Source organism: Streptomyces sp. RP5T, from assembly GCF_003933965.1.
Taxonomy (GTDB): Bacteria; Actinomycetota; Actinomycetes; order Streptomycetales; family Streptomycetaceae; genus Streptomyces.
Genome location: NZ_RSAJ01000879.1, coordinates 1 through 2,531 on the forward strand (window position 1 = coordinate 1; position 2,531 = coordinate 2,531).

General features: G+C 78.1%; 2 pseudogenes. One reads left to right on the top strand and one right to left on the bottom strand.

Annotated elements, in window-relative coordinates:
- Positions 1 to 349 (bottom strand): annotated as a pseudogene (locus EHS43_RS42375) (hypothetical protein); the annotation flags it as partial.
- A 644-nt stretch (positions 350 to 993) separates the two neighbouring features.
- On the opposite strand from EHS43_RS42375, the pseudogene EHS43_RS42380 reads away from it, so the two are divergent.
- A pseudogene (locus tag EHS43_RS42380) lies at positions 994 to 2,531 on the top strand (DNA-binding protein); the annotation flags it as partial.

The following is a 2,531-nucleotide window of genomic DNA, read 5'->3' on the forward strand; positions in this document are numbered from 1 at the left end:
GGGTGTCGGGACGCGGCCGGGGGAGGTTCTTGCGCAGTCCCCTGGGCCGCTCGGTCTCCTCCGTCTCCCGGTCCCGCTGCACGGGCATGGCGACCACCGGCGCCTGCGGGGCGCCGGCCGCCGTGCCGCCGGCGGCGGTCACCACCTCGTCGGGGCTGCCCAGCCTGGCGATGATCCGGCGGACGGCGGCGGGCGAGTCCACGGTGACCTTGGCGCGCCGCCGGTCGATCTCGTTGCGCAGTTCCGAGACGAGCCGCATACGGGTCGACGACGGCAACTGCCGTTGCTGCGCGACATCACCGACGCGGCTCAGATACTCGTAGACGACCTGGTCGCTCTCGATACCCACGAAGTCCCCTCCGGGGCGGGTGCGTTGGATACCCCGTGGGACGACGTTAGCGCAGGCAACCGCCGACCGGACGGGCCCCGGCGGCGGACCCGCCGGTCCCGGCGGCGGACCCGCCGGTCCCGGTGGCGCTCCCGCGCGCGTCGGGCGTCCTGCGGGAGCGGGCCCTGGTGTGGGGCGACGACGACCGGCTACGACCGCTCCGCACGGCCCGACCGGACCCGGCGGCACTCCCCCGCACATCGGGCACCCTGCGGGACCGGGCCCCGGTGCGGGGTCGACGACGACCGGCTACAACCGCTCCGCACGGCCCGACCGGACCCGGCGGCACTCCCCCGCACATCGGGCACCCTGCGGGACCGGGCCCCGGTGCGGGGGCGACGACGACCGGCTACAACCGCTCCGCACGGCCCGACCGGACCCGGCGGCACTCCCCCGCACATCGGGCACCCTGCGGGACCGGGCCCCGGTGCGGGGGCGACGACGACCGGCTGCGGCTGGTCCGCACGGCCCGCGAGTTGCTCGCGCCCTCGCCGCAGCACCCGTCGCCGACCGGCCGCGGACCGGCCGTGCGGGAGGCGGGACGGTCGTGGGGGCGCGGGGTACGTCGCTCCTGCCGTGCCCCGCCACCCGCTACCGTTGGTCGGATGAGCAACCCGGCCGTACCGCCGCGCTCCCTCGCGGAAGCGCTCCGGGCCAGGGACGACGACTCCCTGGCCGCGCTTCTGCGTGCCCGCCCCGACCTCATCACGCCCGTGCCCACGGACCTCACCCAGCTCGCCACGCGGGCCGGGACCCGGGCGTCGGTGGTGCGGGCGCTGGAGCGGCTGGACCGGTTCGCGCTCCAGACGGCGGAGGCGCTGGCGGTGGCGGCGGACCCGGCGCCCTACGGCGAACTGCTGGCGCTGCTGACCGGCGACGGCGGCGACCCGGCCGTCTCGGCGGCCCTCCCGCGCGCCCTCGGCACCCTGCGCGAGCAGGCCCTGGTGTGGGGCGACGACGACCGGCTGCGGCTGGTCCGCACGGCCCGCGAGCTGCTCGCGCCCTCGCCGCAGCACCCGTCGCCGACCGGGCTGGGGCCGACCGTGCAGGAGGCCACGGCGGGCATGTCGCCGGGCCGCATCCAGGACATCGTCACGGCGGCGGGGCTCGGTTCGACGCACGACGCGGTCTCCGCGGTGGCCTCGCTGACCGCCCTGTTCACCGACCGGAAGCGGATGTCGGCGCTGCTGGACGGGCTCCCGGAGGAGTCACGGGAGGTGCTCTCGCGGCTGGTGTGGGGGCCGCCGTACGGCCAGGTCACGGCCGATCCGGCGGCCCGTCTGCGCCGCCTGCTGGATCTGGGGCTGCTGGTGCCGACGGCGCCCGGGACGGTCGTGCTCCCCCGGGAGGTGGCCCTGCACCTGCGCGGCGGCCGGGCGCACCGGGAGGTGGAGCCGCTGCCGCCGGGCGTGGAGCCGGCGGCGACCCACCGTCCACAGGTTGTGGACGCGACGGCGGCCGGGCAGGCGTACACCGCGCTCGCGACCGTCGAGGAGCTGCTGAAGGACTGGGACGAGGGCGGGCCCGCGGTGCTGCGGGCGGGCGGCCTGAGCGTGCGCGATCTCAAGCGCACCGCCGTCGCCCTGGACGTGGCCGAGCCGGTCGCGGCGTTCTGGGTCGAGCTGGCGTACGCGGCGGGCCTGCTGGCCTCCGACGGCGAGGCCGACGAGCGGTACGCGGCGACCCCGGCCCACGACGAGTGGCTGGAGCGGCCCCCGGCCGAGCGCTGGGCACGTCTCGCGGAGGCGTGGCTGACGGCGACCCGGGTTTCCGGCCTGGTGGGCGGCCGGGACGCGAAGGACCGCACGCTGTCGACGCTGGGCCCGGGGCTCGACCGCAGCGCCGCGCCGGAGGTACGGCACCGGGTGCTGACGCTGCTCGCGGGGCTGCCGGAAGGGGCGTCGCCGACGCGGGAGTCGGTGCTGGCCCGGCTGCGCTGGGAGCGTCCGCTGCGCGGGCCGCAGCGCGAGGACGACCTGAGGTCACGGCTCGCCGAGTGGACGCTGGCGGAGGCGGAACTGCTGGGTGTGACGGGCCGGGGGGCGCTCGCGGGACACGGGCGGGCCCTGCTGGGCGCGGCCGTGGGGAAGGCGGGTGCCGCCGTCTCCGGGACGGGTGCCGCCGTCTCCGGGACGGGTGCGGC